This is a genomic window from Acidisoma sp. L85 (assembly GCF_009765865.1).
Lineage (GTDB): Bacteria > Pseudomonadota > Alphaproteobacteria > Acetobacterales > Acetobacteraceae > Acidisoma.
Map to the genome: position 1 here is coordinate 1 of NZ_LMUQ01000075.1, position 1983 is coordinate 1983.

Below are 1983 nucleotides of genomic sequence, written 5' to 3' on the forward strand. Positions count from 1 at the left end.
TGACCTTGTCCTTCAAGTCTACGTTGAACATGTCACCGACCTGAGTCATCCCGCCCGCTGACCATTGCCCCATGCCGCCAAGGTCCCGGTGGCTAAATTGCGCCTGTCGACCGCCGCCGCGACGGAGAGCCTCTCTCAAAGCTTCGACCGCTTCGCGGCTCACACTATATTTTGCCGCTAAGTCATCCAGCATATCTGCCATTTGCTCCACTCGCTCCATACTAACTGCAATGAGCGCCTGCTTCTGTCGCTCCGTCGAAAGCGCGGTTCCATAGGTCGGGCTCTGAATTCGAGCTTTCGACCTCCAGATCCCAAAACCTGATTTTGCGGTCTTGATCGGTTCTGCGAGATATTATGCTATGTATCTACACGAGTTGGATCCGGTCTCAGGCCGGCTTGGCGCCTGGGGCGCTGCACTTCACGAACTTCCCGGCGTTATCACGGCAGTGAACCGTCGATTTAGCTGGGCACTTCATGAATTTCCCTTGCGCGTCACGGCATTGCGAGGCGAAAGCCGCCGGCGCTCCGACGAGGAAGCTGAAGGCAGTTACTGCGAGTAGCAGTCGACGCATGACATCGCTCCGTTGAAACTCATGGTTTTGCATAGACCAGTAGATGGATGATGGTTTCAAACGCCCAGCACGTCACTTCCCAAAATGCTCGGCGATCGCGTGGTCTGAAATGTTGGTCAAGTCCTTGCTCAGGCTGCGAGTAAGCTTAGCTTCCGTCGCCTTGTTAAGTGCCTCGCGGATGTCGTGCAGGACGTGACCAGGGGCTGCCAGGACAATATCCTGCACTTCCGACGCCGGTGCGCGATTAAGATAGTCCGCAACGACCCGCGCGAACTCGTGCTTAATCTCGGCCTTGGGATCAGCGTGAGGTGCCTTTAGCTGATGCTCCCCCTTGGAGGCATCTTCGTCGATGTCGCCGGTGCCCTCCGCATTGAAGGTATGGATTGTGTGGAAGTGGTCATCATGGCGGGTAAGGATACGGGCCTTGCCGCCATCGGCGACTACGTACCAGGTCGTGTCATGTGTGCTCATGGGCAACCCTTATCTGAAAGTCGGAATGAGAAGAAAACACTGTTCCGGCATATGCCGAACAGTGGCTCTCATTTTGGACAAAACCTCGCAGCCAGGTATCGCGCTGAAGTCCGCGTGCTACGCCGATGCCCGGTGCGGGTGTTCCAGGAAGAAGCGCAGCATCTCCCCTGTCGCGTCGGGCCCGCTCGGCTCAGTGTATGAGCCCGAAGGACTTCCACCAAACCAGGCATGGCCGGCGCCTTTGACGAGCCAATGCTCAATCATTGTGGTCCCAGTCGCGTCATTATGCAGCGTGCGGCTATAGGCCAGGCCGCCTGGAACCTGGCCGCTCTCAACCTGAGCCCTAAGCGCCTCGCCCTGAGCGGACTGAACAACAACCGCGTCAGCATTGACCGGATTTACGGTGGTGTCACGGTCGCCATGGAAGACGATGGCTGGGACGAGTCGCCCGAGGGTTTCGGATTGGGGCGACATCGCTGCCTCATGTGTGAAGCCTTTCCCGCCACGCTGCATCGCGGCGAATGCCGAGGGCATGTCCCGTGCTGCTCCGCAGGGCAGCCCAGAATGCACGCCTATCGCGGCGTAGAGATCGGGGTATGCGTTTCCCATAACCGCGGCTGCTGCTCCGCCCGCCGAAAGCCCGGCGACATAAACACGTCGTTCATCGACTTCAAAGTCGCGCATTACTTCGCGAGTGATCCCGGCAATAAGTGAGGGCTCACCCCGATCACGCTGTTGGTCGCCTTCACTGAACCAGTTCCAACACTTCTGCATATTTGCAGAGCTTGTCTGCCCAGGATAGGCGATGAGGATGGTATGCTTCTCCGCAGCAGCGTTCATTTGCGTGCCGACGGCGAAATCATCCGGCGACTGTGTGCAGCCGTGCAGCATCACGATCAGTGGCACGGCTTGTCCATGGTAGCCGCTGGGCACATAAAGC

General features: G+C 58.2%; 2 protein-coding genes and 1 pseudogene. All 3 read right to left on the bottom strand.

All coding sequences use genetic code 11. The features are described 5' to 3' along the window. Nucleotides 1-202 (bottom strand): annotated as a pseudogene (locus GSQ83_RS30140) (SHOCT domain-containing protein); the annotation flags it as partial. A gap of 442 nt (nt 203-644) precedes the next feature. Further along, nucleotides 645-1043, bottom strand: a complete 399-nt coding sequence (locus GSQ83_RS25475) for a host attachment protein (RefSeq protein ID WP_158805695.1) — start codon at nt 1041-1043, stop codon at nt 645-647. Between the two features lie 117 nt (nt 1044-1160). Then, on the bottom strand, nt 1161-1983 hold an 823-nt coding region (locus GSQ83_RS30730), incomplete at its 5' end, for a PHB depolymerase family esterase (RefSeq protein ID WP_254065906.1).

Bases quoted from the DNA above. Each gene is read 5' to 3' on its own strand.
- GSQ83_RS25475 (WP_158805695.1), bottom strand. From the start codon at position 1,043: ATGAGCACACATGACACGACCTGGTACGTAGTCGCCGATGGCGGCAAG.